The 26,512-nt window shown below is 73.9% G+C and carries 29 protein-coding genes, 1 tRNA gene and 1 other RNA gene; 15 read left to right on the top strand and 16 right to left on the bottom strand.

Annotated features, from left to right (window positions below; all coding sequences use genetic code 11):
* Positions 1-104: 104 nt before the first annotated feature.
* Positions 105-635, bottom strand: a complete 531-nt coding sequence (locus tag ETU37_RS22305; RefSeq protein ID WP_129989583.1) for a LytR C-terminal domain-containing protein — start codon at positions 633-635, stop codon at positions 105-107.
* A 1-nt stretch (position 636) separates the two neighbouring features.
* Positions 637-939: a type II toxin-antitoxin system VapB family antitoxin gene (locus ETU37_RS22300; RefSeq protein WP_129989581.1), complete on the bottom strand. Its 303-nt coding sequence runs from the start codon at positions 937-939 to the stop codon at positions 637-639.
* An 81-nt stretch (positions 940-1,020) separates the two neighbouring features.
* Here ETU37_RS22300 and ETU37_RS22295 point away from each other — a divergent pair, with 81 nt between their 5' ends.
* Positions 1,021-2,625, top strand: a complete 1,605-nt coding sequence (locus ETU37_RS22295; protein WP_129989579.1) for a helicase HerA-like domain-containing protein — start codon at positions 1,021-1,023, stop codon at positions 2,623-2,625.
* Positions 2,626-2,645: 20 nt separating this feature from the next.
* Here ETU37_RS22295 and ETU37_RS22290 read toward each other — a convergent pair whose 3' ends face one another.
* From ETU37_RS22290 to ETU37_RS22275, 4 genes are all read right to left on the bottom strand, one after another.
* On the bottom strand, positions 2,646-2,975 hold the full coding sequence (locus ETU37_RS22290) for a hypothetical protein (protein ID WP_129989577.1): 330 nt from the start codon (positions 2,973-2,975) through the stop codon (positions 2,646-2,648).
* On the bottom strand, positions 2,972-4,351 hold the full coding sequence (locus tag ETU37_RS22285; RefSeq protein ID WP_129989575.1) for a DUF4331 domain-containing protein: 1,380 nt from the start codon (positions 4,349-4,351) through the stop codon (positions 2,972-2,974). The genes ETU37_RS22290 and ETU37_RS22285 overlap by 4 nt, the downstream gene beginning before the upstream one ends.
* A gap of 2 nt (positions 4,352-4,353) precedes the next feature.
* On the bottom strand, positions 4,354-4,605 hold the full coding sequence (locus ETU37_RS22280; RefSeq protein WP_129989573.1) for a twin-arginine translocation signal domain-containing protein: 252 nt from the start codon (positions 4,603-4,605) through the stop codon (positions 4,354-4,356).
* A 117-nt stretch (positions 4,606-4,722) separates the two neighbouring features.
* Entirely contained in the window at positions 4,723-5,073 is a 351-nt protein-coding gene (locus ETU37_RS22275) for a YrdB family protein (protein WP_129989571.1), read from the bottom strand.
* A gap of 57 nt (positions 5,074-5,130) precedes the next feature.
* Between ETU37_RS22275 and ETU37_RS22270 the strand changes: the two genes are divergently transcribed.
* From ETU37_RS22270 to ETU37_RS22260, 3 genes are all read left to right on the top strand, one after another.
* Positions 5,131-5,661, top strand: coding sequence for a hypothetical protein (locus ETU37_RS22270; RefSeq protein ID WP_129989570.1), 531 nt, complete (start codon positions 5,131-5,133; stop codon positions 5,659-5,661).
* A gap of 10 nt (positions 5,662-5,671) precedes the next feature.
* Positions 5,672-6,199 (top strand): GNAT family N-acetyltransferase, encoded by a 528-nt coding sequence (locus tag ETU37_RS22265; protein WP_129989569.1) that lies wholly within the window; start codon positions 5,672-5,674, stop codon positions 6,197-6,199.
* A gap of 80 nt (positions 6,200-6,279) precedes the next feature.
* Entirely contained in the window at positions 6,280-6,654 is a 375-nt protein-coding gene (locus tag ETU37_RS22260; RefSeq protein ID WP_129989568.1) for an STAS domain-containing protein, read from the top strand.
* 82 nt (positions 6,655-6,736) lie between these two features.
* Here the strand turns inward: ETU37_RS22260 and ETU37_RS22255 are convergent, their stop codons facing one another.
* Positions 6,737-6,970: a hypothetical protein gene (locus tag ETU37_RS22255; RefSeq protein ID WP_129989567.1), complete on the bottom strand. Its 234-nt coding sequence runs from the start codon at positions 6,968-6,970 to the stop codon at positions 6,737-6,739.
* A gap of 217 nt (positions 6,971-7,187) precedes the next feature.
* On the opposite strand from ETU37_RS22255, the gene ETU37_RS22250 reads away from it, so the two are divergent.
* The gene (locus ETU37_RS22250; RefSeq protein ID WP_206054140.1) at positions 7,188-7,952 is read left to right on the top strand and encodes a glycerophosphodiester phosphodiesterase; all 765 of its coding nucleotides are present in this window, start codon (positions 7,188-7,190) and stop codon (positions 7,950-7,952) included.
* On the opposite strand, the gene ETU37_RS22245 is transcribed toward ETU37_RS22250, so the two are convergent.
* On the bottom strand, positions 7,900-8,778 hold the full coding sequence (locus ETU37_RS22245) for an SGNH/GDSL hydrolase family protein (RefSeq protein WP_129989566.1): 879 nt from the start codon (positions 8,776-8,778) through the stop codon (positions 7,900-7,902). The genes ETU37_RS22250 and ETU37_RS22245 overlap by 53 nt on opposite strands.
* Positions 8,779-8,883: 105 nt before the next feature.
* Here ETU37_RS22245 and ETU37_RS22240 point away from each other — a divergent pair, with 105 nt between their 5' ends.
* Positions 8,884-10,470, top strand: a complete 1,587-nt coding sequence (locus tag ETU37_RS22240) for a sensor domain-containing diguanylate cyclase (protein WP_129989565.1) — start codon at positions 8,884-8,886, stop codon at positions 10,468-10,470.
* Here ETU37_RS22240 and ETU37_RS22235 read toward each other — a convergent pair.
* Positions 10,463-11,185 carry a hypothetical protein gene (locus tag ETU37_RS22235; RefSeq protein WP_129989564.1) on the bottom strand — a complete coding sequence of 241 codons (723 nt, stop codon included), beginning with the start codon at positions 11,183-11,185 and terminating at the stop codon, positions 10,463-10,465. The genes ETU37_RS22240 and ETU37_RS22235 overlap by 8 nt on opposite strands.
* Before the next feature lie 244 nt (positions 11,186-11,429).
* Here ETU37_RS22235 and ETU37_RS22230 point away from each other — a divergent pair, with 244 nt between their 5' ends.
* Together ETU37_RS22230 and ETU37_RS22225 are read left to right on the top strand one after the other, a co-directional pair.
* Positions 11,430-12,197, top strand: a complete 768-nt coding sequence (locus ETU37_RS22230; RefSeq protein WP_165372649.1) for a DUF4397 domain-containing protein — start codon at positions 11,430-11,432, stop codon at positions 12,195-12,197.
* Between the two features lie 14 nt (positions 12,198-12,211).
* Entirely contained in the window at positions 12,212-12,823 is a 612-nt protein-coding gene (locus ETU37_RS22225; protein WP_129989562.1) for a class F sortase, read from the top strand.
* Between the two features lie 12 nt (positions 12,824-12,835).
* On the opposite strand, the gene ETU37_RS22220 is transcribed toward ETU37_RS22225, so the two are convergent.
* Positions 12,836-13,477 (bottom strand): FMN-dependent NADH-azoreductase, encoded by a 642-nt coding sequence (locus ETU37_RS22220; RefSeq protein WP_129989561.1) that lies wholly within the window; start codon positions 13,475-13,477, stop codon positions 12,836-12,838.
* A gap of 94 nt (positions 13,478-13,571) precedes the next feature.
* Here ETU37_RS22220 and ETU37_RS22215 point away from each other — a divergent pair, with 94 nt between their 5' ends.
* From ETU37_RS22215 to ETU37_RS22200, 4 genes are all read left to right on the top strand, one after another.
* A complete protein-coding gene (locus ETU37_RS22215) occupies positions 13,572-14,114 on the top strand; it encodes a MarR family winged helix-turn-helix transcriptional regulator (protein ID WP_129989560.1) in 543 nt (180 codons plus the stop codon).
* Positions 14,115-14,189: 75 nt separating this feature from the next.
* Complete coding sequence (locus ETU37_RS22210) at positions 14,190-15,842, top strand: PKD domain-containing protein (RefSeq protein WP_165372648.1); 1,653 nt, start codon at positions 14,190-14,192, stop codon at positions 15,840-15,842.
* A 126-nt stretch (positions 15,843-15,968) separates the two neighbouring features.
* Positions 15,969-16,790, top strand: a complete 822-nt coding sequence (locus ETU37_RS22205; protein WP_129989558.1) for a CPBP family intramembrane glutamic endopeptidase — start codon at positions 15,969-15,971, stop codon at positions 16,788-16,790.
* 11 nt (positions 16,791-16,801) lie between these two features.
* A complete protein-coding gene (locus ETU37_RS22200; protein ID WP_129989557.1) occupies positions 16,802-18,835 on the top strand; it encodes an alpha/beta hydrolase in 2,034 nt (677 codons plus the stop codon).
* Here the strand turns inward: ETU37_RS22200 and ETU37_RS23390 are convergent.
* From ETU37_RS23390 to ETU37_RS22180, 5 genes are all read right to left on the bottom strand, one after another.
* Positions 18,781-20,328 carry a hypothetical protein gene (locus ETU37_RS23390; protein ID WP_165372647.1) on the bottom strand — a complete coding sequence of 516 codons (1,548 nt, stop codon included), beginning with the start codon at positions 20,326-20,328 and terminating at the stop codon, positions 18,781-18,783. The two genes, ETU37_RS22200 and ETU37_RS23390, sit on opposite strands and share 55 nt — an antisense overlap.
* A 96-nt stretch (positions 20,329-20,424) precedes the next feature.
* Positions 20,425-21,642, bottom strand: a complete 1,218-nt coding sequence (locus tag ETU37_RS22195; protein WP_240755898.1) for an MFS transporter — start codon at positions 21,640-21,642, stop codon at positions 20,425-20,427.
* Positions 21,612-22,331: a polysaccharide deacetylase family protein gene (locus tag ETU37_RS22190; RefSeq protein WP_129989556.1), complete on the bottom strand. Its 720-nt coding sequence runs from the start codon at positions 22,329-22,331 to the stop codon at positions 21,612-21,614. Before ETU37_RS22190 ends, ETU37_RS22195 begins: the two co-directional genes overlap by 31 nt.
* Positions 22,331-23,482 carry an MGDG synthase family glycosyltransferase gene (locus tag ETU37_RS22185; protein WP_129989555.1) on the bottom strand — a complete coding sequence of 384 codons (1,152 nt, stop codon included), beginning with the start codon at positions 23,480-23,482 and terminating at the stop codon, positions 22,331-22,333. The genes ETU37_RS22190 and ETU37_RS22185 overlap by 1 nt, the downstream gene beginning before the upstream one ends.
* A gap of 55 nt (positions 23,483-23,537) precedes the next feature.
* Positions 23,538-24,191: a DUF2306 domain-containing protein gene (locus tag ETU37_RS22180; protein WP_129989554.1), complete on the bottom strand. Its 654-nt coding sequence runs from the start codon at positions 24,189-24,191 to the stop codon at positions 23,538-23,540.
* A 164-nt stretch (positions 24,192-24,355) separates the two neighbouring features.
* Here ETU37_RS22180 and ETU37_RS22175 point away from each other — a divergent pair, with 164 nt between their 5' ends.
* On the top strand, positions 24,356-24,736 hold the full coding sequence (locus ETU37_RS22175; protein ID WP_129989553.1) for a VOC family protein: 381 nt from the start codon (positions 24,356-24,358) through the stop codon (positions 24,734-24,736).
* Between the two features lie 75 nt (positions 24,737-24,811).
* On the opposite strand, the gene ETU37_RS22170 is transcribed toward ETU37_RS22175, so the two are convergent.
* A tRNA-Ser gene (locus tag ETU37_RS22170) sits at positions 24,812-24,899 on the bottom strand.
* Between the two features lie 96 nt (positions 24,900-24,995).
* On the opposite strand from ETU37_RS22170, the gene ffs reads away from it, so the two are divergent.
* An RNA gene (ffs, locus tag ETU37_RS22165) (signal recognition particle sRNA small type) lies at positions 24,996-25,085 on the top strand.
* A gap of 57 nt (positions 25,086-25,142) precedes the next feature.
* Positions 25,143-26,512: DNA polymerase III subunit gamma and tau (locus ETU37_RS22160; RefSeq protein WP_129989552.1), on the top strand; the 1,370-nt coding region annotated here is incomplete at its 3' end.

The raw sequence follows: 26,512 nt of genomic DNA, 5'->3' as shown, positions 1-26,512 counted from the left end.
GGCGTTGCCGTCACTCGACGGGCCGCCGGCCCGCCTTCGCTCCGGCGCCTTGCCATCGCACGCACCGGACGACGCTCGCGACGGCCAGAATTGAGAGACGCGCCCTACGGCGCGCAGACCTGCTGGTCGGTCTTCACCCGGACCGCGCGGACCGGGCGGGCCAGGGGGGCCAGACCGTTGCCGACCACCACGTCGACGCCCTCGGCGAGGTCCTTCGCTGTCTTCACGGTCCGGACCGGGACGCGCGGACCGAAGTTGCGCGCCAGCAGCCGGCCGGCCGCCTCCTCGCCCTCGACGACCCACACCTGCACGCGGCGCACGCGCGCGTCGGCGTTGCCGGTCACCCCGGCCCGGAAGCCGCGGCTCGTCAGGGTGTCCAGGGTCTGCCCGGCGAGACCCGCGCGGCTGCCGGCGTTGTAGACGTTGACGGTGACCTGACGGCTGGTGAGGCGGCTCCCCGGCTGCACCGACTCGGGGTCGCAGCTCGGGCTCTCGGCGGCAGTCGGCTCGTCGGCGCTGCCCTCGCTCCCGGGCAGCGGGGCGAACAGCTCCTTGGCCCCGACCACCACCCCGAGGACGAGGATCGCGACCAGGACGAGCAGCGTGACCGCGGTCGTGACGTGCCGGCTCGCCATCTCAGGCGGCCCCGGCCACGGTGTGCACGCGGGCGTGCAGGACGAGCCGCTGCTGCAGGGCGGCGCGGAGCGCGCGGTGCAGGCCGTCCTCGAGGTACAGCTCGCCCTCCCACTCCACGACGTGCGCGAACAGGTCGCCGAAGAAGGTGGAGTCCTCGTCGAGCAGCGCGGCGAGCTGGAGCGTGTCCTTGGTGGTGACCAGCTCGTCGAGCCGCACCTGGCGTGGCGGCAGCGCGGCCCACTCCTTGGGGCTCAGGCCGTGCTCGGGATACGGCCTCCCGGCACCCACGCGCTTGAAGATCACGCAGGTCAGCATAGAGAACATCGCCGAGCTGTCCCCGCCCGAGCGCTCCCGGGCCCGCCGTACGGCGGCTAGGGTCGGCGCATGACTGAGGCGTCAGCACCCGCCGACGAGAGCCCGATCGCCGCAGCGGTCCGGACTGGCTACCAGTTCGAAGGGCCGGCCCTCGAGCTCGGCGGCCTCATGCTCGACGCGACCACGCTGTCCGACGTCCCCATCCGGATCCCGCTCGGGATGCTCAACCGGCACGGCCTCGTCGCCGGCGCCACCGGCACCGGCAAGACCAAGACGCTCCAGCTCCTGGCCGAGCAGCTGTCCGCCCAGGGGGTGCCGGTCTTCGCCGCCGACATCAAGGGCGACCTGTCCGGGCTGTCGACCCCGGGCGCGGACAACCCCAAGATCTCCGAGCGCGCCGCGTCGGTCGGGCAGAGCTGGACCGCGCAGGGCTTTCCCGTCGAGTACTTCGCGCTCGGCGGCCAGGGCACCGGCATCCCGCTGCGCGCCACGATGTCGGCCTTCGGGCCCACGCTGCTGTCGAAGGTGCTCGGCCTCAACGACACGCAGGAGTCGTCGCTCGGGCTGGTCTTCCACTACGCCGACAGGGCCGGGCTGCCGCTGCTCGACCTCGCCGACCTGCGGGCGGTCGTGCAGTACCTCACCTCCGACGAGGGAAAGGCCGACCTCAAGGAGCTCGGCGGCCTGTCGCCGGCGACGGCCGGGGTCATCCTGCGCGAGCTTATCGCGTTCCAGGACCAGGGTGCCGACGCGTTCTTCGGGGAGCCGGAGTTCGTCACGAGCGACCTGCTGCGCACGACGCCCGACGGCAAGGGGCTGATCTCGCTGGTCGAGCTGCCGAACCTCCAGGACCGTCCCGCGGTGTTCTCGACGTTCCTGATGTGGCTGCTGGCCGACCTGTTCCACGACCTGCCCGAGGTCGGCGACCCCGACAAGCCGACCCTGGTCTTCTTCTTCGACGAGGCGCACCTGCTGTTCGCCGACGCGTCGAAGGACTTCCTCACCGCGATCACCCAGACCGTCCGGCTGATCCGGTCCAAGGGCGTCGGTGTCTTCTTCGTGACGCAGTCGCCGACCGACGTGCCCGACGACGTGCTGGCCCAGCTCGGCTCGCGCGTCCAGCACCAGCTGCGCGCGCACACCCCCAACGACGCCAAGGCGCTCAAGCAGACCGTCAACACCTATCCGACCAGCGAGTACGACGACCTGGGGGAGGTGCTCACCTCGCTCGGCATCGGCGAGGCGATCGTGACGGTGATGAACGAGCGCGGCGCCCCGACCCCGGTCGCGTGGACGCGGCTGCGCGCGCCCGAGTCGCTGATGGGGCCCGCCGACCCGGCCGCCATGCAGGCGACGGTCACCGGCTCGCCGCTGCACGCGAAGTACGCCGAGGCGCTCGACCGCGAGTCCGCCCGCGAGCTGCTGGCCAAGCGGCTCGAGGAGGGCGCGGCCAAGGCCGAGGCCGAGCGCGCCGCGAAGGAGGCCGCCGAGCGGGGAGACGACCCCGACAAGATCGAGTACCCGAAGTCGTCGCGGACCGGCCGCTCCACCTCGACCCGCGACAGCACCGGCGACACGATCTCCGACGTGCTCAGCTCACCGGTGGCGAAGGACCTGATGCGGACGGCCGCGCGCGAGATCCTGCGCGGGGTGTTCGGGGTCGGCCGCCGCTAGGACGCCCGACCCCGACACGGTCAGGCGGGCCAGGTCGCCTCGGCGACGACGCCCCCCGTCACCTCGGTCACGAGCCGCACGTCGTGGGTGCCCTTCTCGTACAGCTGGTAGCGGCCCTCCCTCAGCTCGGGGAACACCAGGGACGGGACCGTGGACGTGCCGACCGGGCGACGCACCACGGCGACGTGGGGCAGGTGCCCGCTGCCGTCGTACGTCGTCGGGCGGATCTCGACCTCACGGCCCTCGAGACCGTCCGGCATCGTGACCACGAGCGCACCCACGTCGCCGCCGATGTCGAGGAGCACGGAACCCTGGCCGGCGTGCGGGTTCTCGGGATGCACGTGGGTCATGACACGGCCGAGTCGCCGGGGGTGGTCTGGTAGCCACCGTTGGGGTTGCCGAGGTACGGGAACCCGTTGAGGTACGCCGGGTTGTCGTTGGTCGTGCCGTCCTCGATCCCGGCCGCGGCCTTGTCCGGGGTGAACGACGGGTCGACCAGCGGGATCGTCACGCCGGCGATGGCGCGGAGCTCGATGGTGGTCACGTCGTCGGTCACCCGGCGGCCGTTGGGGAAGCCGGCGGCATCACCCGCGACCAGCCCGAGCTTGTTCGGCTCGGCCGACGGGGGGATCGCCACGTTCAGCCGCAGCATGTCGGACGGGACCGGCCCGGTGAAGTTCTGGAACCCGTCGACCACGCCCTCGGGGATGCCGGTGAGCAGCACCGCGTGCAGGTCGGCCCGCGGCTTCGTGTACTTCGCCAGGTTCGGGAACACGCCCGGGTAGAGCGCCGGCAGGAGCTTGGCGAGCTCCGGCTTGTTGACGTACTTCTCGTAGCGCTGGTCGCCGTCGGGCGCGCGGAAGTTCCACTCGTCCTTCTCCGCCATCGGGGTGATGACCTCGTTGAACAGCGGGTTCCCGAGGCGGGAGACCTGCTGCCAGGGGCCGTGCCCCACGGTCCTGCCGGTCTCGGGGTCGAGCATCCTCGACTTGCGACGGCTGGCCGTCGCCCAGACGCCGATGACGGCCCGCTTGGACATCGGGTCGGTGGGGCGGCCCTTGCCGCGGGTCACCTCCTTGATCGGCACCTGCAGCGCGATGCTGTGCACGTTGAACGTCTTGGTGGCGTTGACGCCCATCGCGTCGGCGGTCGGGATCAGGTGCAGCGACTGGAACGGCCGCAGCGTCCCCAGGTCGAAGATGCTGCCGAGGTCCACGTGGAAGCCCTCGGCCCGCTGGCCGGCGAACACTTTCCGGCCTCCGACCATCCTGTGCACCGACTGGTTGGCCAGCTTGGGGTAGTCCGGCGTGCTGCGCGGGCCGATGTTGACCGGCGCGCAGCGGAGGTTCTCCGCGATGACCTTGCGCTTGCCGTTCTTGACCCGGACGACGTCGTAGAACTGCGGTCGGTTCCAGTTGGGGTCCTTGATGTCACTGATCGGACCGATGTTGTAGAGGAACGTCTTGTCGTTGCGGATCTTGGTGTGGAACCGGAACTGGTAGCTGATGTCCGCCTTCGCCGTGCCCTTGTTGGAGACGTGGATCTCGTAGAGCACGTCCTCGCCGAACTCGTAGAAGTTCGGGCCGCCGTCCGGCTTCTGCAGCGGGATGAAGTTGGCGATCAGCGTGACGGACTTGGGCCGCTGGGGACTGACGAACGCGTAGACGTCGGTGTTGTCGGCCACCGGGTCCTTCGCGATCTCGGGTGCTTCTCGGTGGGAGGACATGGTCACTCCTTCCCGGCAGCGTTGAGGATCCGGGTCACGAGGTCGCGGTCGCGGACGACCACCTCACGCTCGCCGACCATCAGGGTGAGCTCGTCGGAGTCGGCGTCGCTGACGTAGGCGACCACCGGCTCGTGCGCGGCGGTCCTGCTGCGGGTCGCCCGGTCCTTGGCGTACGCCGTGACCGGAGCGACGGCCACGGCCGCGGCTCCCGCCCCCGTGGCGCCGATGAAACGGCGCCGAGACGTGTCGTGCATGTGATGCCTCCTCGTCGAAGACGCGTGCGAGGTGACGCGCGTCACGACGAGTTCGGTGCGCGACGCGATCCGGATGGGTCGCTGCGCGGCGCGTCCGGTGCCGACCGACGATCGTGGCTACGCCCGGTCGCGCCCCGGCACCGGCTCCCGACCGCGCGCCGGCGCGCTCAGCAGCCAGGCGGCCCAGGTGGCGACGCCGAACCACGACGCGTCAGGATCGCCGGTGACCAGCACGAGCACCGCGGCGGTGAACAGCACGACCTCCACGCCCATCCGGCGCGGGTCGGCGAGGCGGTGGCTGGCCCGGGGCGCGACCCAGCGCCCCCACACCAGGGCGGCCGCGAGCGGCAGGCCCACCGCGAGGGCGAGTGAGACGAGGACGTCGTCGCCGAGCCCCCAGCCGCCGTACGCCAGGCAGCCGAGCATGGCCAGCTCCGCGAGGAAGCGGAGGACGAGGAGAGCCGCCACGTCGCCAGCCTAGAGCGGTCGATGCAACCGAGGAGACGCGTTGTGCGTCCTGGCGTTATGAGAAGCACGAACCGGGTCCTCGCCACCGCCGCCGCGACGGTTCTCACCACCCTGCTCGTGGTCCCCGCGCACGGCGAGGCCGTCGTCTACGAGACGCAGAACGTGAAGGCTGAGAAGCCGGGCGAGTACCTGGCGTACGCGGCCATCGACATCCCGACCGGCTACACGCGCGACCGGGTGAGCTGGCACCAGGTCGAGTGGATCGAGAACGTGCGCGACGGCCGCACGATCAGCCTCGACCTGCACCCCGACCACGGCACCGTCGAGGAGCTCGCCGCCGAGCGCGCGGCACGCGCCACCCAGCCCGGGTACGTCGAGCACGCCTACGTCGTGAACACCCCCGACGACCGCGTGACGGCCCGCTGGGTCTACTCCCTGCCGGACGCGCGGCCCGGGAAGCCGACCCGGTTCGTCAGCGTCGTCCTGCTCAGGGGCAACCGGTTCGAGATGGACGGCCGGCTCGACGAGAAACCCTTCGTGCAGCGGATCAGGCGGCATATCGTCCGTCACCTGGTGTTCCCGAGCTGACGGAGGATCCGTGACCGACCCGACCGCCACCACCGAGGCCGCGCCCTGGCTGCCCGCCGACTTCCGCCACCCCGAGCGGGTGGAGCTGCCGACCGGCCACCACCTGCGGCCGATCCGCGCCGACGACACCGACCTCGACATGGTCGCGGTGATGGGGTCGCGCGAGCGGCTGTGGCAGCGCTACGGGCCGATCTGGGGCTGGCCGCCGGCCACGATGACCCACGAGCAGGACCGCGAGGACCTGCAGCACCACGCCGACGAGATGGCGGCCAACGAGGGCTTCAACTTCGCGCTGTTCGACGCGGACGAGACGGCCCTGCTCGGATGCGTCTACCTGGAGCCGACGGACAAGCCCGGTGCCGACGCCGACATCTCCTGGTGGGTCGTCGACGACCTCGTCGGGTCGGAGGTCGAGCGGGCGCTGGACGCGTTCGTGCCGGCCTGGGTGGCCGCGGACTGGCCGCTGGAGCGGCCGCGGTACGTCGGCGTGGACTGCTCCTTCGAGGAGTGGCACGCGCTGCCGCGTGACGGCCGATGACCGGGGTCGTCCCCCCGGTCGGCTAGGGTCCGGTGAGCGGTCAAACCACGGCCGCCCCGACCTCCCCAGCAGGAGATGTCGTGTCAATCGACATGAACGGCCTCACGGCCGACGTCAGCACCCACGGGACGCAGACCGTCGTCGCGCTCGCGGGCGAGATCGACCTGTCCAACCACGTCGCGCTGCGGACCGCGCTCAACGACCTGATCGTCGGCGGCTCCGTCGACCTGGTCCTCGACCTGACCGACGTCACCTTCATGGACTCCACCGGGCTCGGCGCGATGATCGGCACGCGCCGCCGGGTGCACGCCTTCCAGGGCTCCCTGGCGATCGTGCTCACCAACGACGCAATCCTGCGGGTCTTCGAGGTCACCGGCCTCGACAAGGTGTTCGACCTCTACGACTCCCGGGCCGCGGCGCTTCGCAAGCCGGACACCAACCTCTCCCAGGCCTGAGGGTCACGCGAGGAGCGCCGGCGTCACGCGCCGGGTCGCCGGCGACCGGTGGGCCGGGCCCGAGCCCGGGGCCCAGGACAGGTCAGACGGCCCAGCGGAGCGCGTCCGCCGCGAAGTCGGCCGGAGCGTACGCCTGCACGAGCTCGGGACGCTCCCGCTGGAGGTCGACGAGCTCCTTCGAGCGCTCGGCCCGGCGGCGCTCGGCCATGAGGGCGAGGCGCTCGGCGCGCTCGGTGCGGACGTTCGGGTCGGCGGCGACGACGTCGGCGACGGTCGCGGCCGGGATGGCGGTGCTCTCGGGCAGCAGTGCGGTCATCGAAGGCTCCCAGGGTGAGGGTGTCGAAGGGTGCGAGACGTGCCGGTCCGGCACACCCCGATCCTGTCCGGGCGATGAGTCGCGACGGTTACGTCGTGTGACATCCAGTTGAAATCTGCACGTCCTGTGTGAACGGGGCGGCACGTTCCCCCGACCGCCTCCTGCGCGGCACCCGCCGCACACCTTCCCGTCACCTGTCGCCCCGACCGTCGATCGTGTGCTGACGACAACCGACGGTCCCCGCGTGATCGCCCACCGCGGCGCGAGCGCCGCGGCCCCCGAGAACACCGTGGCCGCGTTCCTCGAGGCCGCGCGCCAGGGCGCGGACGCCGTCGAGCTCGACGTACGGCGTACGCGGGACGGCGTGCTGGTCGTCGCCCACGACGCGACATGGGCCCGGACGACGGACGCGGCCGAGCTGCTGCCGGACCGGGCGCCGTGGCGGGTCGAGGACCTGACCCTGGCGGAGGTGCGCCGTCTCGACGCCGGCTCCTGGGCCGGTCCGGAGTTCGCCGGGCAGCGGGTGCCGACCCTCGCCGAGACCTTGGAGGTGCTGCGCCCGACCGGGCTGCACGCGCTCGTCGAGCTCAAGGCGCCCGACCGGCACACGGTCCCGCTCGTGGTCCGCGACCTGGTCGCGACCCGGCTGGTGCCGGGACGGGTCACCGTCCAGTCGTTCGACGCCGGAGCGGTGCGCCTGCTGCGGCAGGAGCTGCCCAGCGTCCGCGTCGGCGTGCTGTTCCGCCGGGTGTCGCGCTCGCGTGTGCGCGAGGTGGCAGGCTGGGCCGACCTGGTGAACGTGCACCACGCCTGGCTGCACCGCGGCCTCGTCGAGGAGGCCGACGCGCACGGGCTCGCCTGCTACGCGTGGACGGTCAACCAGCCCGGCGCGGTCCGCCGCCTGCTCGGCCTCGGGGTCGACGGCCTCGTCACCGACCGCCCGGCCGAGATCCGGCGGGCGGCGGCGCGGGTACCGGCATGACCGGTGGGTGGTGCCCGAACGGCACCTCCGCGCGGTAGCCCAGCGCCGCGAGCACGCTGGGCAGCAGCGCCTTCGCCGTGCGCCGGTACCCCGCGCCCGACGGGTGGAACTGGTCCAGCGCGAACATCTCATCCGGCTGCGCCGCGAAGAACGGGCCCACCACGGTCGCCAGCGACACCGCGTGCGCGCCGAGCTCGGTGGCGACCTGGAGCTGCGCGGTGGCGAGCTGCCGCGAGGCGCGGCCGGCCAGCCGGCGCAGCGGTTGCGGCACCGGCAGCAGCAGGCCGAGGTCCGGACAGGTGCCCACGACCACCTCGGCACCGCGCGCCCGCATCGCCTCGATCGCGGCGGCCAGGTGCCGGCTCGACTCCGACACCCGCACCCGGTGGGTGACGTCGTTGCCTCCGACGACGATCACCGCCACGTCGGGGCGGTACCCGGACGGCAGCACCCCGAGCTGGGCGGCGAGCACCGAGCTCTCCGAGCCGACCACCGCCTCGGTGCGAAGCCGGACCGCGCGACCGGTCGCCTTGGCGGTGCGGCTCGCGAGCTGTGCGCCGAGCGTGTGCGACGGCTTCTCCGCGCCGAGCCCGGCCGCGATCGAGTCGCCGAGCACCAGCAGGTCCAGCGTCGCGCCGTACTTCTTCTTGTAGACGCGGTCCGCCCGGTGCGCCTCCTCGCCCAGCGGCTTCCCGATCGCCCGCCGGGCAGCGCGGGCCTGGCTGTGCAGCACCTGGCGGGCGCCCGCAGCGCCGATGGCCGCGCTGACCAGCACGCCGGCTGCGACCGCGGCCACCGGTCTGAACCGGCCGCGCGGGAGTCTCATGCGAGCAGGTCAGCAGCCGATGGGAACCGGGACGGACCGCAGACGTGGACGGCCGGTGTCGATCGGGCGTCCAGCGGGGTGTCCGTCCCTGACGAGCGGAGGACGATGGCGCCGAACTCGGGGCAGTCGCCGCGGTCGGCGCGCGTCCTCCTGGCCAACGCCTTGCCGCTCGCCGTCGCCGGGTGGGTCGTCGCGGTCGCCGTGCACGGCGTGCACCCGCTCGACCACCCGGTCGTGACCTGCGTGCAGCTCGCGACGACCGCCGTCCTGGTCGGCGCCGTCCACCGCGTGCGGTCCGCCGGCCTGGCCCGGTTGAACGCCGCGCACCGCCGGTTCCGGAGCGTGTTCGACGACAGCCCGGTCGGGATCGGGCTCTCGGACGAGACCGGGGTGTTCGTCGAGGCGAACGCCGCGCTCTGCGCGCTGCTCGGCCGCCCCTGGGCCGACATCGAGGGCCGGTCGTCGGCGGAGTTCACGCATCCCGACGACCTGCACACCAACCGCAACGCCGGCCGCATGCTGGCCGAGGCCGAGGACGGTGTCGTGCGGCTCGAGAAGCGCTACGTCCGTCCGGACGGCGAGGTGCGCTGGGCCTGGCTGACGGTCCGGCACGTCGCCGGCCCGGCCGGCGAGCCGTGGACGCTGGCGCACGTGCAGGACGTCACCGAGCGCAAGCGCACCGACGAGGAGCTGCTCCGCTCCCGCGAGGGTCTGCGCGCGTCGGTGGAGATCGCCCGCGCCGCGCAGGAGGGTGCCGACCCGCGCCAGCTGGTGCTCAGGTCCATCGCCTCCCTCGCCCACGCCTCGACCGTGTCGCTGCTCGAGCCGATCGGCGACGACCAGCTGGCGGTCACCGCGACCTCCGGTCTGGAGCACCTGGTCGGCGTCACCGTCGACCTCGACGAGGAGTCGGCCACCGCGCACGTGTGGCGGACCGGGCAGCCGCTGTTCGCGTCCGTCGCCGAGGACAGCCCGCACGTGAGCCGCGACGTCCTCCGGCAGTCCGGGGCGACCAGCCTGCTCTGGCAGCCGGTCGGCCTCGACGGCCGGGTGATCGCGATCCTGGCCCTCGGCTGGCGCGACCGGCTCGAGACCGTCTCGGGGACCGGGCGGGCCGCCGTCGAGGCCCTGGCCGCCGAGACCGCGATGGCGCTGCACAGCGAGCGGATGCGCCAGCAGCTCGAGCTCACCGTCGTCACCGACCAGCTCACCGGGCTGCTCAACCGCCGCGGCTGGGACGAGCAGACCCTCGCGCTAGTGCGGCAGTCCCGGCGCAGCCGCGAGCCGTTCACGATCGCGCTGGTCGACCTCGACCACTTCAAGGCCTACAACGACACCCACGGCCACGTCGTCGCCGACCAGGCGCTCGTCGCGTTCGGCCGGCAGGCGCGCCGCTCGCTGCGCGTCGTCGACGTGGTCGCGCGCTGGGGCGGCGAGGAGTTCGCGGTCGCGCTGCGCGACACCGACCGGGTTCAGGCGGCCGCCACGCTCGAGCGGCTGCGGATCTCGATGCCGGCCGGGCTCACCTGCTCGATCGGGTACGCCGAGGTGCGGCCGGACGAGTCCGTCGGCGACGCGCTGTCGCGCGCCGACGCCGCGCTCTACCGGGCCAAGGCCAACGGACGCAACCGCGTCGAGGAGGCGGCGGACCTGCCTGGCACACCCGCCCTGGTGGACGCCGCGGTCAGCTGACCGGGAGGTCGAGCTGGGCCAGCACGTCGGTGCGGCCCTCGACGCCGCTGCCCTCGGCCGTCCAGGTGGCGCCCGCCGCGGTGCCGCACGAGACGAGCATCCCGTCGTTGCCCGCGCAGCCGAGGTTGCGCACCTTCACCGAGTCGACGCTGACCCGCCAGGGCGACCCCTCGGCCTGCGCCACGACGACGGGCGTGACCAGCGCCAGCGCGCGCGTCGGCTTCGCCGGCGTCGTGTGCAGCGTGACGCCGGTGGCCGTGTAGGCGATCACGACTCGCGTGCTGGGCTCGACGAGCTCCACGGTCGCGTCGCGCCCGGGTTCCGGGCGGTCCGGCGCCTCCACGGCGCGCCCGTCGGCCTCGACGGTCAGCGCGGACAGCCGCGGGTTGGTGTCGGCGGCGGCCCCGCGGCGGGCCGGCACCGACAGGTCGAGCCGGTCGACCGGCTTCGCGAACGTCAGGATCAGCGACATCCGCGCCGAGCCGTCGTCGCCGAGGCTCACCCGCCCGTCCGTCGTACCGTCCGGGACGCCGCCCGTGAGCGCCGCGCTGCCGCTGCCGCCGCCGGGGGCGGCCGTCGGTTCCTGCGCCCGGGGCGTCGGCAGCCGGGTGGACCACCAGAAGCCGCCCGCGACCAGGGCGGCCAGGACGACGAGGGCGAGGAGCAGGCCCGGGCCGGGACCGCGGGCCGGCGCGGCGTGCGATCCGCCGGACACGCCAAGAATTTTACTGTCCAGGCGACCCGCGCGGCTCCTAGAGTGCGAACGGACCTTCGACCCACCGGGGGACTGTCGGGCCGACCGCTTCCCTGCCTGCAAGCGCGGCGACGTCTCCACCGTCTTCACCGTCGCCGCTGCCTCGTCCGCCTTCCCCCGCACAGACGTGGAGTCCAGCAGCGTCATGTCCATTCTCCCTACCCCGCGGTGCGCAGCAGTGCTCGCCACGGGAACCCTCCTCCTGATGACCACCCTCCCGGCCGCCCAGGCGCAGCCGCCGACGGCCGCGGCCGTCTCGACGACCACGTACGTCGTCCAAGGTGTTCCCGCTGTCGACGTCGACATCTCGATCGACGGTGCGCTGGTCCAGTCCGGTGTCGCCGCAAAGGAGGTCGTGCCGCTCGACGACCTGCCCGCCGGCATCCACGAGATCGAGCTCAGCACCGACGACTGGTCGGTCGGCACGGAGTTCGAGGCCGGCAGCAGCCAGGACGTCGTGCTGCACTGGCCCGCCGACGCAGCCGACGAGCCCGTGGTGACGACGTTCGCCAACGCGGTCGGCCCGGTGTCCTCCGGCGAGGGTCGGCTGACCGTCGCCCACACCGCGGTCGTGCCACCCGCCGACATCACCGCGAACGGCGACACGCTCTTCACCAACATCGCCAACGGCGAGTTCGTCTCCGCCGAGGTCCCGGCCGACACCTACTCCGTGGCGGTCGTCCCGACCGGCGGCGGCGACCCGCTCCTCGGCCCGGTCGACCTGCCGATCGCCGACGGCTCGCTGACCCGGGTCTTCGCCATCGGCGCCCCGCGCGACGGCAGCATGGACGCGGTCGTCCAGGTGCTCCCGCTCGGCAGCACGGGCGCGGCACCGACCTCGGTCGACACCGGCTCCGCGGGCCTCGTCGACCCGGCGGGCCCGCCGACGGACGTGCCGGTCGCGCTGCTCGTCGCGCTCGGCGTCACGCTCGCCGGTGCCCTCGCGCTGCGCCGTCGGCTCGTGCGGCACTGAGCCGCTCCTCGGGCATGCGCACCCGCCGCTGCCTGTCCGCCCTGCTGCTGGTGACGGTGGCCGGGTGTGCCGCCGCGCCTGCCGGATCGACCGCGCCGCCCACCCCGCAGGCGGAGCCCCCACGGGTCGCCACCACGACGCTGCCGCCGTCCGTCGCGGCCCCGGCCGCCTCGCAGGTGGTCCCACGCCGGCCGGCGCTCGCCGTACTCCCGGACGGGACGCGGATGCCGGTCGACGTCGCCGGTACGACGCCCGCCGGGGCGCTGCGCGTGCCCGACGACGTCACCCGCGCGGGATGGTGGCGGGGCGGGTCGCGGCTCGGCGACGGGTTCGGCAGCGTCGTGCTCGCCGCGCACGTCGACTCCCGCACGCAGGGTCTGGGGCCCGCCGCGTCGCTGCTCGGCGCCGCCCCGGGCGACGTCCTGCTGCTCGTCGCCGGGCGGCACCGGCAGCGGTTCGTGGTCGTGTCGGTGACCCGGGTCGCGCGCGACCGGTTGCGGGAGCGGGTCGACCTGTTCTCGGCCCGTGGCCCGCTGCGGCTGGTGTTCCTGACCTGCGGCGGGCCGTTCGACCCCCTCCGCGGCTACCGCGACAACGTCGTCGTGGTCGCGCGCCGGACGGGGTGAGCGAGGCCCGGATCAGGCGGCGTGCCGGCCCGCGAGCGTCGCCCCGGCCTCGGTCGCGGCCTCGACGGCCGTCTTGTGCATGAGGGTGGCGAGCTCGGTGAACTCGTCGAGGGCCGGGTTCACCCCGACCAGGGTGAACTCGCGCTCGACGACCGTGAGGTCCGCACCCCAGATGTCCGCGAGGACGCGGCGCAGGTAGTCGGTGTTGTGGTCCCAGCCATCGCGCGGCGTACCCGGGCCGTACGCGCCGCCGCGCGTGGTGACGAGCACGACCGGGGTGCCCTCCAGCAGGCGGGTCCCCGTCGGGGCGCCGGCCATGGCCAGGTCGATCCAGGTCTTGACGTGCTGGGAGACGCCGAAGTTGTACAGCGGCAGGGCGAGCAGGGCGCCGCTCGCCTGCTGCAGCTCGGCCGCCAGCCGGCCGGCGAGCGCCAGCGCGTCCCGCTGGTCGGCGGTGCGGTCCTCCTCGGGGGTGAACCCGCCGGAGACCGCGGCCTGCCACGCGGCAGCGGGCAGCGGGTCCCGGCCGAGGTGGCGGCGGACCACCGGCACCTCCGGGCGGGCGGCCACGAACTCGTCGAGCACGTGGTCGGCGAGCGCGCTGCTGGCGGAGCGGTCGCCCTGGATGGTGGCGTCGACGCGGAGCAGGGACATGAGGTTCTCCTCGGGGGTGGGTGCGACTTGAATGTTCAAGTCGAGGGTAGAGGGAATCGACTTGAACATTCAAGTCGCCCGGTAGGATCGGGGCATGCCCGCCGACGCCACGACTCGCGACGTCCCCGACGACGTCACGGGCGACCGGTCCTCGGTGCCGTGGCTGTCGTCCGACCAGCTCCGCGACTGGCAGGCCCTGGTCCGCCTGCTGATGACGCTCCCGCCGGCCATGGACGCGCAGCTCAAGCGCGAGGCCGGCGTCAACGTGTTCGAGTACCACGTCCTCGCCGGCCTCTCCGACGCCCCGGACCGCACGCTCGTGCTCAGCGACCTCGCCGTCCTCGCGCAGGGCTCACTGTCCCGGCTCTCGCACGCGATCACCCGCCTCGAGCGCGCGGGCTGGGTCGTGCGGCGCGCCTGCCCCGGGCACGGCCGCCGGGTCGAGGCGAGGCTCACCGACGCCGGGATGGCGAAGCTCGAGGAGATCGCCCCGGGCCACGTCCGCGAGGTGCGTCGGCTCGTCGTCGACCGGCTCAGCCCGGAGCAGCTGGTCGCGCTCGGCGAGGTCGCCCGGGCGATCACCGAGGCGACGATGGCCGACGCGGCGGAGGCCTGCCGGGAGCCCGACGGCTGCTGACCCCGGTCGTCCGGCGTAGGACTGCTCATGCGGGTGACGGGTGACTCACGCTGTCCGGTTGCGGAGTCTTTCGAGATGGCCCGTTCTCGGTATCTCGTCCTCCTGGCCCTCGCTCTCGTCGTTCCGGCGATGTCGATCGTCGGCGTCCCGCCCGCGGCGGCGACGCTCCCGTCGAAACCGGAACTGACGCTGGACAGGATCGTGCGGACCACCCCGTTCGCGGGCGGCACCCGCGAGGTGGACGACGTGGAGGGGATCGCGTACGTCGCCCGCGACGACGCCGTGTGGCTCGCCGACGACAACGGCAACGCCCTCTACGAGGTGGACGCCGAAAGCGGGAAGCTGCGCCGCACGATCGGTGCGGCCGAGTTCTCCGAGGTGCCCCCGCTGGGCGGCGGGGAGCTGGCCACGCTCCCACGCTTCGACGACCTCGAGAGCCTCGCCTACGACACCGCCAACGACCGCCTGTACGTGTTCTCGGGCAGCTGCTGCACGACTGCGGTGCAGCCCACGGCGTTCCGGATGGACCGCGTCGACGGTGATCTCGAGCTCGACTCCTACCAGCCGCTCACGAAGGGCACGGAGTTCACCGCCGCCGGGTGGAACCCCGACGACCGGAAGCTCTACGTCGGCTCCGGAAGTCAGCTGCAGACCTACGACTTCGCCACCAACACGCCGGGCGTCCCGATCAAGGTCGGGGGGCTCTCCGGGATCCTCGGCCTGGACTTCACCGACGACGGCAAGGACCTGTTCGTCGCGCACTCCGACACCGTGGTGTCGCGGGTGCGCTGGGCGACCAAGGCGCGCGTCCCTGACTGGGACCTGCAGCTGGCGCGGTTCGACGTGCGGGACGCCCGCGGCGTCGAAGTGGTCGACGAGCAGCTGTGGGTGCCCGACGGGGCCTCTCGGCCCAGCACCGACCCGAACGACCGGGCCGTGTTCGTGTTCGACGTCGGGGGCACCGGCTCGACGCCCGCACCCCCGCCACCATCGCCGCCGCCCCCGGCCCCGACCGCGTCGTTCACCGCGTCGGCGACGTCCGGCACCGCGCCTCTCGCGGTGACCTTCGCCGACACCTCGACCGGTGGCCCGACCGCGTGGTCGTGGGACTTCGGGGACGGCGCCACGGCCGGCACGCAGACGGCGACGCACACCTACGCAGCCGCCGGCAGCTACACCGTGCGGCTGACGGTCGAGAACGCCGGCGGCGCGAGCAGCACCACGGTCGGTGTCCAGGTCGCCCCGGCTCCGGCGCCGCCTCCGCCGCCGCAGGCCAGGGAGCTGGTCGGCAACCCCGGGTTCGAGAGCGGCCTCGCCGGCTGGCGCAGCGCGAGCAAGGCCACGACGCTCGAGCGGGTCCGTGGCGGCCACTCCGGAGCGTGGGCGGCGCGGGTGACCGGCCGCGGCGACCGCCGTACCGTCGGCCTCGAGGACGCCAGGCGCGGCTGGGCCGGGACCACCGCCACCGGCACCTACACGGCCTCGGTCTGGGTGCGCACGAAGGACGTCGGCGCCCGGCTGGTCCTGCGGCTGGTCGAGCGGCGGTCCGGCAAGGACATCGGCACCGTGCGCACGAAGCGGACGCTGACGCGCGGCTGGCAGCAGGTGCAGGTCGGCTACGTGGCCCGGGCCCCCGGTGCCTCGCGGCTCGACCTCGCGGTGGTCCTGCACGGCACCGGTCCGAAGGCGTGGTTCAAGGCCGACGACGTGAGCCTGCGCGTGTCCTGAGCCCGGTTTGTCCGCGACGGGACGTTGTCCCTTGGACTCGATGACATCGGTCCCTGGTCGCCGGCGTTGCCGTGACCGACGGTCGGACGTGGGGCACCACCGCGCACGGTGGGAGGTGACACCGCGATGTCCAGCTCTCCTGAGCACCAGACGTCTGCAGACGTCCCGGGGACGGCGACGTCGTCGCAGACCGCGGCCACGCAGGTCGAGATACCTCAGTACAGCGTCCTCGCGGTGCTCGGCGTGTGGGCCGCCGCGGCCCTCCCGATGGGGATGCTGGCCTGGCTGGTCGCTCCGGCCCTCGCGGACCGGCTGTCCGGGACGGACGGCGTACCGCTGTTCAAGGCCCTCATCCTGTGCCTGACGGCCGGGCTGGTCTGGCAGTTCGTGATCGTGGTCGTGCTCGTCCGGACCGAGCAGGGGACGCTCCGCTGGCGCACCGTGCGCGAGGCGCTCTGGCTGACGTCGCCGCGGAGCCCGCGCAGCGGCCGGGCCGGCGGCCGCGTCTGGCTGGTGCTCGTGCCGCTGGTGCTCCTGTTCGCGGCCGAGGACCTCTTCCCGGACCTGGGCGCGCCGTACGACCGTGACCTGGGTGCGTTCCTGGGGTCCGACGCGGGCCAGCACTTCTTCAGCGGCAACTGGACGTGGTTCGCGGTCCTGGTCGTGCTGTGGGTGTTCAACACCGTGCTCGGTGAGGAGCTGCTGTTCCGAGGACTCCTCCTGCCGCGCATGAACGGCGCCTTCGGCCGGGCGGACTGGGTCGCGAACGGCGTGCTGTTCGCCGCCTACCACCTGCACATCCCGTGGAGCATCCCGGCCACGCTGCTCGACACGTTCCTCCTGGCCTACCCGTCGAAGCGCTACCGGAGCGCCTGGATCGGCATCGCCGTGCACAGCTCGCAGACCCTGTTCTTCGGCGCGCTCGTGCTGGCCCTCGTCCTCCGCTGAAGGGAGGAGCCGTGCCCACCGCGACCACACGGGTCCTCACCCCCGCGCGCATCGTCGCCCTGGTCATCCTCGCCCTGCTGGTGGCGGGTCTCGGCTACCTGCGCCTCTCCCAGGACGCGTCGACCGTCACCGTCCCGACGGGGGCGCGCGCCGGCGACCTCTCCCTCAGGCCCTGCACCTACGCCACCGAGGACGGCGACCGCGCCGCCGACTGCGGCACCCTCGTCGTCCGCGAGAACCGCGCCGACCCACCGTCCCGGTTGATCGCCCTGCCGGTCATCCGGGTCCACGCCCGGTCGGCGCGGCCGGCGGAGCCGATCTTCTTCCTCACCGGCGGGCCCGGCGGGACCAACCTGGACTTCCCCGCCGCCAGCCGGTTCGCCGACGACCACGACTTCGTGCTCGTCGGGTACCGCGGGGTCGACGGCTCGGTCAGCCTCGACTGTCCCGAGGTGGAGTCGGCGCTCGCGGCGTCGGACGACTTCCTCAGCACGGCGTCCTTCGAAGGGTTCGCGGACGGCTACCGCGCATGCGCGGCGCGGCTCACGGACGAGGGGATCGACCTCACCCGCTACGGGCTGGTGCAGCAGGTGGACGACCTCGAGGCGGCGCGGATCGGGCTCGGCTACGACCGCATCGACCTGCTCGGCGAGAGCGCCGGGACGCGGACGGCGATCATCTTCGGCTGGCGCCATCCCGAGAGTGTCTTCCGGACCGTGGTGCTCGGCGTGAACCCGCCCGGCAACTACCTGTGGGACCCGACGGCGTCGAGCGAGCAGATGGCCCGGTTCGCCGCCCTCTGCGCCGCGGACCGCTCGTGCAGCGCCCGCACCGACGACCTCACGGCGGCGGTGCGACGTGCCACCACCGACGTGCCCGACCGCTGGTTCCTCCTGCCGATCAAGGAGGGGACCGTGCAGACGGTGTGGTTCTTCAGCCTGATGCAGTCGACGGAGCAGCAGGGCGTCACCTTCGACACGCTGCTGTCGGCCGACGAGGGCGACGCGAGCGGGCTCTGGCTCCAGTCGCTGCTCGGTGACCTGATCTTCCCCGGACTGCACAACTGGGGCCAGTACGCCGCCGCGGGCAGCGCGGACTCGGCGGCCTCGCGCGACTACTTCGTCAGCGGGCAGGCGCCCTACTCCAGCCCGGCGTACGGCGGGACGTCGTTCGCCTGGGGCGGCGGGCGCCTGGCCGACGCCTGGCCCGTCGCAGCCGGCGTCGACCGGTACAGCCGGGTGCGCCCGTCCGACGTCGAGACGCTGCTGGTCGGCGGGGAGCTGGACACCTCGACGCCGCCGCAGGTGGCCACCGATCAGCTCCTGCCCTCCCTGTCGAACGGGCAGGAGGTCGTCCTCCCGGGCTTCGGCCACACCGCCAGCCTCTTCGACGACCAGCCGGACGCGATGGCCCGCCTGGTCACCTCCTACCTCGCCACCGGCGTTGCCGACACCTCGCTGTTCCGGCCGCAGACCGTCGACTTCACCCCGTCACCCACCGGGACGGCCCAGGCCAAGCTGCTCGCCGGCGCACTTCTCGGTCTGGCGCTCCTCGCCGTCGCCTCGCTGGCCTGGATGGCTCGCCGGGTGCGGACCCGCGGCGGCTTCGGCGGCCGGGCGAGCGTGGCCCTCCGCTCGGTGGCTCCGGTCGTCCTCGGTCTCGGCGGGTGGTCGCTGGCCCTGCTGCTCGTCCTGGTGACGGAGGTCGACCTCCCGCTCGACGGCGTGGTGATGACGCTCGCCGGCGTCGGGATCCCGGTCTCCGCCGGCGTCCACCTCGCCTGGGCGCACGGCACCCGGGCCCCGGCGGATCGGGCCGCCGGGTGGGCGGCGGCGCTCGCCGGAGGCCTCATCGGCGCCTCGCTGGGCGCGGGCGCCCTGCCCGGGCTGCCGTCGGTGCTCGTCGCCGTCGTGGGCGCGGGCGTTGGGGCGAACCTCGCCATGCTGGTCCTCGACATGACGAGCGAGGCGTCCGCGCGGACCGGCACCGGTCAGCGGGTGCGCTCCAGGACGGACCAGTCGCCGCTGGTGAAGACCGTCCGGTAGTCACGGTCCACGACGCGCTGGGCCCGGCTGCTGTCGAGGCCCCAGCTGGCCAGGTCGCCGTGGGCGGCGACCAGCCAGCGGGGCCGGTCCGTGGTGAGCACCCGGCGGAAACGGGCGAGGTGCGGGTCCCGCACCCGGACCGGGAGGCTCCACAGGTCGGGGTACGGGCTGCTCAGACCGGCCTGCTCGAGGATGTCGGGATGGCCGTACGCGACCACGCCGGTGTCGCCCGGTGCCGCGTGGACGCGGAGGTACGTCGACACGGCCGCGTCGTCGCCACGGATCGCCGGCATCTGCGACACGGCCACCGGCACCGCCACGAGCGTCGACGCGACGGCCGCGGTGACCGCCCAGGCGAGCCCGTCCTGGAGGCGGCGCCCGAGTGCCGGCCGGGTCGCGGCGGCGGCGACGAGGAGCGTGATGCCGGGGACCAGGCCGACGATGTAGTGCAGCCAGTAGCTCCCGCCGCCGCCGACGGCGACCGCCTCCCAGGCGAGCAGGGTCAGCAGCGGCCAGGTCGGCCCGCCGGGGCCGAGCGGCCGCACGACCGTGCCGCGCAGCGAGCGGGCGGCGTACCAGATGACGAGCGGGGCGCCGCTGAGGACGAACGCCGCCAGCAGCATCCAGAACCGCTGGGGCGTCGCGCCGCTGGAGGACCACGCGATCACCTCGCTGGCCCGGAACCGGAAGGTCACGACGGCCGACCACAGGGCCGCCGGAGACGTGCCGTGCTGTGCCGCGACGACGAGCGCGCCGCCGACGCCGGCGACGAGGCCCGCGGTCAGGCAGGCGAGGTCCCCGAGCGCCTGCCGCAGCGACCGGCCGTGGTGGAGCCGTCCGGCGACGGCGAGGGCCGCGCCGAGCACGAACACGTCGGCCACGTCCTGCTTGGTCAGCCAGGCGGCGCTGCCGACCAGTCCGGCGAGGAGGACGAGCCGGGCGCGCCGGGGGCCGGTCGTCCGTTGCGCACGCAGCAGGAGGAGGCAGCCCGCCAGCACGGCGGGCACGGCCAGCAGCTCACCGTCCACCTCCATCGCGCCGAACAGCGGGGAGGTGAGCAGGGCGGCGGTGGTGAAGGCGCTGAGCAGCGCCGCGCGGCGCCGCGCGCGCAGGGGAGTGCCGGCCGGGGCGAGGGCGGACGGCAGCGCGGCGCCGAGGAGCACGCCGAGGACGACACCGGCCACGCCGACGAGGCGGAGCCCGATGACGCCGCCCAGGGCGTCCGCGAGCTGGAACAGCAGGATGAGGACCGGCGGCCGGTCGACCCAGTAGCTGCCGTACAGCGACGTCCCCGGGTGCCACTGGGACGCCAGCAGCAGGAACCCGCCCTCGTCGGAGCTCGGGAAGACGGTGAGGGCCGGGACCCAGGCCACGGCCGCGGCCAGCGCGACCGCGCCGACGACGACCCAGGTCGGCATCCGACGGGGCTCCGGGCCGGGCGGAGGGGTGGGCGCGCCGGGCGTCCCGTCGATGCGGTCGAGCGTCGATGTCACGGTCGTCACCTCCCGAGCCGGGCAGTGGCTGCCGGGTCAGGGGGACCGTAGGTGCGGGCCCATGAAGGGACGATGAAGCGCCGCTGCGGCCCCGGGCTACGAGGTCCGGGCGGCGCGCAGGGCGTGGCGGAGGGGCACGTAGGACAGTGCCTGCACCAGCACCGTGCCGACGCTGAGCGCGACCACGTGGTCGCGGTAGAGCAAGCCCGCCAGCGCGCCGCCGACCAGGGCGGCGACACCCTGGATCGCCGCGAACACGCCGTACGCCGTACCGCGGTTCGCCGACGGGACCAGGTCGGCGACCAGGGCCTTGACCGTCGAGTCCTGCACACCCGTGGCGCCGCCCCACAGCAGCAGGCCCAGCAGCACCGTGGCGAGGGAGTCGCCGAGTGCCAGGGCCGGGACGGGCGCGACGAGCAGGGGGAGCACCAGCAGCACCCGGTGCGAGTGCCGGTCGTATACCCAGCCGGAGGCGAGGGCGGCGAGAGCGCCCACCGCCATCGCACCGGCGTACACCACCGGGACCGCGGCGTCCGTCACCAGCCCCGCGTCGACGAGGTGGAAGCCGAAGATGCCGAACGTCATGAGGCCCGCCGTGCTGGCGGCGACGGCGAGCGCGAACGCGTAGAAGCCGACCGGCAGCCGTCGCGCGCCGATCGCCTCGGGCGTGACCGTCGGCGCGTCGACGCGGTGCGGACGGGTCGGCAGGTCGGTCTGCAGCCGTCGCCGCAGGAAGAGCAGCAGCACGAGGGAGATCGCGCCCGGGACGGCGAGCACCAGGAACGCCGGCCAGATCAGCCCGGTGACCGCGGTGACCCCCGCGACCAGCAGAGGACCGCTGAAGGCGCCGACCTGGTCCAGGGCCTTGTGCGCGCCGAACCCCTTGCCGCGGCCGATCGACCGGGCCGCCGAGGCGAGCAGCACCGACTTCGACGGGCTGCGCACCGCCTTGCCCGTGCGCTCCAGCAGGATCAGCACCGTCGCGAGCGCCAGGCCGGCTGCGCCGACGTGCGGCGCGAGCGCCAGCAGCGGGACGCACACCGCCGTCATGGCGTACCCGAGGATCGTCAGCGCCCAGTGCCGCTGGGTCCGGTCGGCGAACGGTCCGGCCACGAGCCGCAGCACCAGCGCCATCGCCTCGCCCGCGCCGGTCACGACCCCGACGACCAGGGCGGACGCGCCGAGGGACGCGAGGAACGGGCCCGACACCGAGCGCATGCCCTCGTAGACCATGTCCGCGGCGAGGCTGACGAACCCGAACGCCAGCACCCCGCGCCACGGGGTCAGCGGTCGTGGGGAGCGTCGTGACGACACGCGTCCGACCCTAGTTGCCCAGAAACCGTTACCAGCCTCACGTCGCGCGCCGCCCACTCGGCGAGCAGCATCTCGGTCGCGGCGAGGGTCTGCCGCCACGAGCCGGGTGCCGAGGTCCGGTCGGTGTCGTGCAGCAGCACGGTGCCGCCGGCGCCGAGCTGGCGGCGCACGGTGCCTGCGATGCGAGCGCCGGTCGCGCCCGCCACCCAGTCCCGGCCCCAGGCGCTCCACAGCACGGTCTCCATCCCGGACCGCCGGGCGGCGACGATCGTCCCTGTGGTGAGCACACCGTACGGCGGTCGGTACCAGCGCACCTCGCGCCCGCTCACCCCCTCCACGACGTCGCGCGCCCGGCGGAGCTCGTCGGCCAGGACGCCGGGCGGCTTCCAGGCGGTGCACCTGTGGTCCCACCCGTGCACGGCGAGCTCGTGCCCGGCGGCCGCCATCTCGGCGACCAGGCCCGCGTTCGGCCCGACGTGCTCGCCGAGCAGGAAGAACGTCGCATGCCGGTCGTGCCGGGCCAGCAGGTCGAGGAACGCCGGCGTGCTCGCCGGGTCGGGCCCGTCGTCGAACGTCAGCGCGACCCGGCCGGTCCGGCCGGCCCCGGACAGGCCGGCGGGCAGCACCCGCGGCGTGAGTGCACGCCGTACCGGGTTGACGGAGGCCAGCGCTGCGAGCGGCGCGCGCATCACGCCACCCCCGCCGGGACCCGCGCGGCGGCGCCGGTGAGCAGGGCGACCAGGTCCGGTGCGCCCGAGGGGAGCCGGCTCGTGGCGGCCGTCAGTGCGTGGTCGACGGCGGCGGGAAGCTCGCCGGGGCGCCGGACGAACGGGACCAGCCCGGCCCGCTCCAGGGCCTCCGCGTTGGCGCGGCCGTGGCCGGGGATCGGGCGGTAGGACAGCAGCGGCACGCCCGAGGCCATCGCCTCCAGCGACATGAAGCCGCCGGCGTTCTGCACGACCACCGAGGCGACCGCGAACAGGTCGGGGAGGTCGTCGCGCCAGCCGAGCGCGACGATGCCGGGCCGGGCGGCCAGCCGCTCGCGCAGACGCTGGTTGCGGCCGCAGACGACGACCGGGGTGACCCGGCCGGTGCCGAGGAGGTCGATCGCCGCCTCCTCGAGCTCGCCGATGCCCAGCGAGCCCCCGACGAGCACCGCCAGCGGTCGTCCCTCGGGCAGGCCGAGGTCGCGCCGGTCCACCGACGTACGGCGGGTGGGCACGGGCACCAGGGGCTCGACGACGCGCGTCCGGCAGCCCCAGCGCCGCGCCTCGTCGGCGGCGACGTCGTGCTGGGCGAGGTGCAGGTCGACCCCGGGGTGCACCCACAGCGGGTGCACGGACGCGTCGGTGAGGTAGGTGACCACGGGGCACCGGAGGTCACCGTCGACGCGCAGACGTCCCAGGGCCTGGCTCGCGAACGGGTGGGTGCTGACGACCAGGTCCGCGTCCGCGGCAGCGCGCAGCAGGCGGTGGCCGGCCAGGCCGACGAGCTGCCTGGTGAGGCGGTACGTCCGGCTGCCCGGCTGCAGGCGGCGCAGCGTGACCTCCCACGAGCCGGGGAGGTGTCGCAGCTGCGCGAGGTAGGCGACCTTGAGCAGCCGGCCGGTCCGCGCCGGGAGCAGGTCGACGACGTCGTACGTGTCGACCGCGCAGCCGATGCCGCGCAGCCGCAGGGCGATCTCGCGGGCGGCCGCGTCGTGCCCGGCGCCGTAGCTGCCGGTGACGACCACGACCCGGGACCCGGGCCCGAGGCCAGGCGCGAGCGGACGAGGGGCGCCCCCCAGCTCGCTGACCGTCGCGACCCGCGTGGGCCGTGCGCTCCACCACCCTTGCTCCATGCCTCGCACGGTAGGAGCGGCTTCGTGAAGCGAGGGTTAACGCCGGGACGCCGGGTCAGGTCAGCGGGGTCGGCGACGGCGCTGCGGCCGGTGCCCAGCGCGGCGGCTCCGGGTGCCGGCGCAGCCGGGTCCGGATGAGCCACTCGGCGAAGAGCGCGTTGGGGACGAAGCAGGCCCACGCCACGATCTGGTAGCCGAGCTTCTCGCCGAAAGCGGCCTCGAGGAACGGCAGGTAGAGCCGGAGCGTCACCGCGGCGAAGATCAACGCGTAGCTGCGGGTCATCCACTCGCGGTGGCTCTGCACGTCGCCGCCCCGGATGCGCACGAACGCGATGCTGGTCGTCGCCAGCACGCCGGCTCCCAGGATCGTGAACGCGAGGTGGGTGCCCAGCCCGTAGGCGGAGAACGGCGCCATGTAGAGCCCGCCCAGGCCGCCGAGGAGCGCGCTGACGACGTACACGGTGCCCAGGGCCCGGTGGAAGCCGAAGTGCCGCTCCCGCAGCGACCGGAGGAGCTGGAACGGCCCGGCGAGGACCGCGACGCTCATCGCCGAGATGTGCAGCAACAGGCCCGGCATGTGGCCGTCGTAGCCCTCGGGCTGGAAGCGTCCCTCCGGGCCGACGAAGTAGTACCGCGACGAGGCCCACACCAGCAGCAGCGCGCCGAGGAGCACGAAGCCCCACCCGACCTTGGTCCTGGTCGTCCACATGGGCACCCCTCCCCGCGGAAGCTGCTTGCCGCACCGTGGTCCTTCGATCCAACGGAGAGACCGTCGGTGCCGCAATAGTCCGTCGGAGCCAGCCGTCCCGGGCGTTCGGAAGCCGCGGGTCCTCGACCGTGGACGGCGGGGTCCGGGCGCGACACAGTGTCGGCATGCCCCTCCGGACGCAGAAGACCTGGTTCGGCGTCGTCCTCGACGCACCCGACGCCCGCGAGCTCGCGCACTTCTACCAGCGGCTGCTGGGCTGGACGATCTTCAACGAGTCCGACGGGTGGGTGGACCTCGCCCCGTCGGAGGACGCCGGCTACAACCTCGCCTTCGCCACGGAGGAGCACTACGCCCGACCGGTCTGGCCGACGGTGGACGGTGAGCCGCAGATGTCGCTGCACCTCGACCTCGAGGTCGACGACCTCGAGCAGGCGGTGGCGTACGCCGTCGAGGTGGGCGCCGAGCAGGCGGCGTACCAGCCGCAGACGAACGTCCGGGTGATGCTCGACCCGGCGGGGCACCCGTTCTGCCTCTACACCGAGTGAGCGGGTTCAGGTCCCGAGAGACCGAACGCCGGGTCGGGCTCGACGAGCCCGCCCGGCGTCTTCGCTGGCCAGCGGTGGCGGAGGATAGGGGATTCGAACCCCTGAGGGCGTTAACCCAACCCGCTTTCCAAGCGAGCGCCATAGGCCACTAGGCGAATCCTCCGCCGGAGAGGGTACCGGTGAGCGGTCCCGACCTGGAAATCCGGTCGGGAGGACGCCGACTTGGGTGGCCCCGACGGCGTCACCTAGACTGCTCCGCAACCCCCCGTGTGGCGGCATCTCGCCCAATCCCCCAGGGCCGGAAGGCAGCAAGGGCAAGTGAGCTCTGTCGGGTGCGCGGGGGGCCTTTTCATGCCCGGTTCGTGCCGCCTACCGACTGTCAGAGGTGGCGGTTAGGGTTCACGACGTGGACGCACCCCTGGCCCTCTACCGCCGCTACCGGCCCGAGTCCTTCGCCGAGGTCATCGGCCAGGACCACGTGACCGGTCCGCTGCGGGCGGCGCTCACCAACAACCGGGTGCACCACGCCTACCTGTTCTCCGGCCCGCGCGGGTGCGGCAAGACCACCAGCGCGCGCATCCTGGCCCGCTGCCTCAACTGCGAGCAGGGCCCCACCGACACCCCCTGCGGCACCTGCCGGTCCTGCACCGACCTCGCCCGCGGCGGGCCCGGCTCGATCGACGTCATCGAGATCGACGCCGCGAGCCACGGCGGCGTCGACGACGCCCGCGACCTGCGCGAGAAGGCGTTCTTCGCGCCGGTCAGCAGCCGCTACAAGATCTACATCATCGACGAGGCCCACATGGTCTCCTCGGCCGGCTTCAACGCGCTGCTCAAGCTCGTCGAGGAGCCGCCGGAGCACATCAAGTTCGTGTTCGCGACGACCGAGCCCGAGAAGGTCATCGGCACGATCCGCTCGCGCACCCACCACTACCCCTTCCGGCTGATCCCGCCGCGCACGCTGTCGGACTACCTCCAGCAGCTCTGCGACCAGGAGGGCGTCGAGGTCGACCCGGCCGCGCTCCCCCTCGTCGTGCGCGCCGGCGGCGGATCGGCCCGAGACACGCTCTCGATCCTCGACCAGCTGATCGGCGGATCCGGGGCCGAGGGCGTCACCTACTCCCTGGCCACCGGCCTGCTGGGCTTCACCCCCGAGACGCTGCTCGACGAGGTCGTCGACGCGTTCGCGGCCGGCGACGGCGGCACGGTGTTCGGCGTGGTCGACAAGGTGATCGAGACCGGGCAGGACCCGCGCCGGTTCACCGAGGACCTCCTGCGCCGGCTGCGCGACCTGGTGATCATCGCGGCGGTGCCCGACGCCCCCGCGACCGGTCTCATCGACGTCCCCGAGGACCAGGCCGAGCGGCTCGTCGCGCAGGCCGCGCGGTTCGGCCGCGCCGACCTCAGCCGGGCCGCCGACATGGTCGCGACCGGCCTCACCGAGCTCAAGGGCGCGACCGCGCCGCGGCTGCTGCTCGAGCTGATCTGCGCGCGGGTGCTGCTGCCCGGCGCCGACCACGACACCGACGGCGTGATGGCCCGGCTCGACCGGCTCGAGAAGCGGATGTCGATCGGTGGCGTCGCCGCCGCCCCGGCTCCCGCACCCGCCGCCGCCCCGGTGGCTGCGCCCGCTCCGGCCGCCGTCACCCCGGCTCCTGCGCAGGCCCCCGCCCCGGCGCCCGCGCCCGAGATCGCCCCGGTCGAGGCTCCCGCGGCGCCCGCCGCCCGCGACGACGCCCCGCCGCCCGTGCCGGCCGAGCGGCCCACACCTGCCGC

The sequence above is a fragment of the Nocardioides iriomotensis genome (genome assembly GCF_004168035.1).
Taxonomy (GTDB): Bacteria; Actinomycetota; Actinomycetes; order Propionibacteriales; family Nocardioidaceae; genus Nocardioides_B; species Nocardioides_B iriomotensis.
This window is presented reverse-complemented; position numbering and strand designations above follow the sequence as displayed.

Excerpts from the sequence above, each read along its gene's own strand:
- ETU37_RS22230 (WP_165372649.1), top strand. The coding sequence starts at position 11,430 with ATGACCACCCTCCCGGCCGCCCAGGCGCAGCCGCCGACGGCCGCGGCC.
- ETU37_RS22205 (WP_129989558.1), top strand. The coding sequence starts at position 15,969 with ATGTCCAGCTCTCCTGAGCACCAGACGTCTGCAGACGTCCCGGGGACG.
- ETU37_RS22225 (WP_129989562.1), top strand. The coding sequence starts at position 12,212 with ATGCGCACCCGCCGCTGCCTGTCCGCCCTGCTGCTGGTGACGGTGGCC.
- ETU37_RS22240 (WP_129989565.1), top strand. The coding sequence starts at position 8,884 with ATGGCGCCGAACTCGGGGCAGTCGCCGCGGTCGGCGCGCGTCCTCCTG.
- ETU37_RS22285 (WP_129989575.1), bottom strand. The coding sequence starts at position 4,351 with ATGTCCTCCCACCGAGAAGCACCCGAGATCGCGAAGGACCCGGTGGCC.
- ETU37_RS22305 (WP_129989583.1), bottom strand. The coding sequence starts at position 635 with ATGGCGAGCCGGCACGTCACGACCGCGGTCACGCTGCTCGTCCTGGTC.
- ETU37_RS22295 (WP_129989579.1), top strand. The coding sequence starts at position 1,021 with ATGACTGAGGCGTCAGCACCCGCCGACGAGAGCCCGATCGCCGCAGCG.
- ETU37_RS22175 (WP_129989553.1), top strand. The coding sequence starts at position 24,356 with ATGCCCCTCCGGACGCAGAAGACCTGGTTCGGCGTCGTCCTCGACGCA.
- ETU37_RS22180 (WP_129989554.1), bottom strand. The coding sequence starts at position 24,191 with ATGTGGACGACCAGGACCAAGGTCGGGTGGGGCTTCGTGCTCCTCGGC.
- ETU37_RS22255 (WP_129989567.1), bottom strand. The coding sequence starts at position 6,970 with ATGACCGCACTGCTGCCCGAGAGCACCGCCATCCCGGCCGCGACCGTC.
- ETU37_RS22190 (WP_129989556.1), bottom strand. The coding sequence starts at position 22,331 with ATGCGCGCGCCGCTCGCAGCGCTGGCCTCCGTCAACCCGGTACGGCGT.
- ETU37_RS22185 (WP_129989555.1), bottom strand. The coding sequence starts at position 23,482 with ATGGAGCAAGGGTGGTGGAGCGCACGGCCCACGCGGGTCGCGACGGTC.
- ETU37_RS22270 (WP_129989570.1), top strand. The coding sequence starts at position 5,131 with ATGAGAAGCACGAACCGGGTCCTCGCCACCGCCGCCGCGACGGTTCTC.
- ETU37_RS22215 (WP_129989560.1), top strand. The coding sequence starts at position 13,572 with ATGCCCGCCGACGCCACGACTCGCGACGTCCCCGACGACGTCACGGGC.
- ETU37_RS22290 (WP_129989577.1), bottom strand. The coding sequence starts at position 2,975 with ATGACCCACGTGCATCCCGAGAACCCGCACGCCGGCCAGGGTTCCGTG.
- ETU37_RS22210 (WP_165372648.1), top strand. The coding sequence starts at position 14,190 with ATGGCCCGTTCTCGGTATCTCGTCCTCCTGGCCCTCGCTCTCGTCGTT.
- ETU37_RS22220 (WP_129989561.1), bottom strand. The coding sequence starts at position 13,477 with ATGTCCCTGCTCCGCGTCGACGCCACCATCCAGGGCGACCGCTCCGCC.
- ETU37_RS22280 (WP_129989573.1), bottom strand. The coding sequence starts at position 4,605 with ATGCACGACACGTCTCGGCGCCGTTTCATCGGCGCCACGGGGGCGGGA.
- ETU37_RS22245 (WP_129989566.1), bottom strand. The coding sequence starts at position 8,778 with ATGAGACTCCCGCGCGGCCGGTTCAGACCGGTGGCCGCGGTCGCAGCC.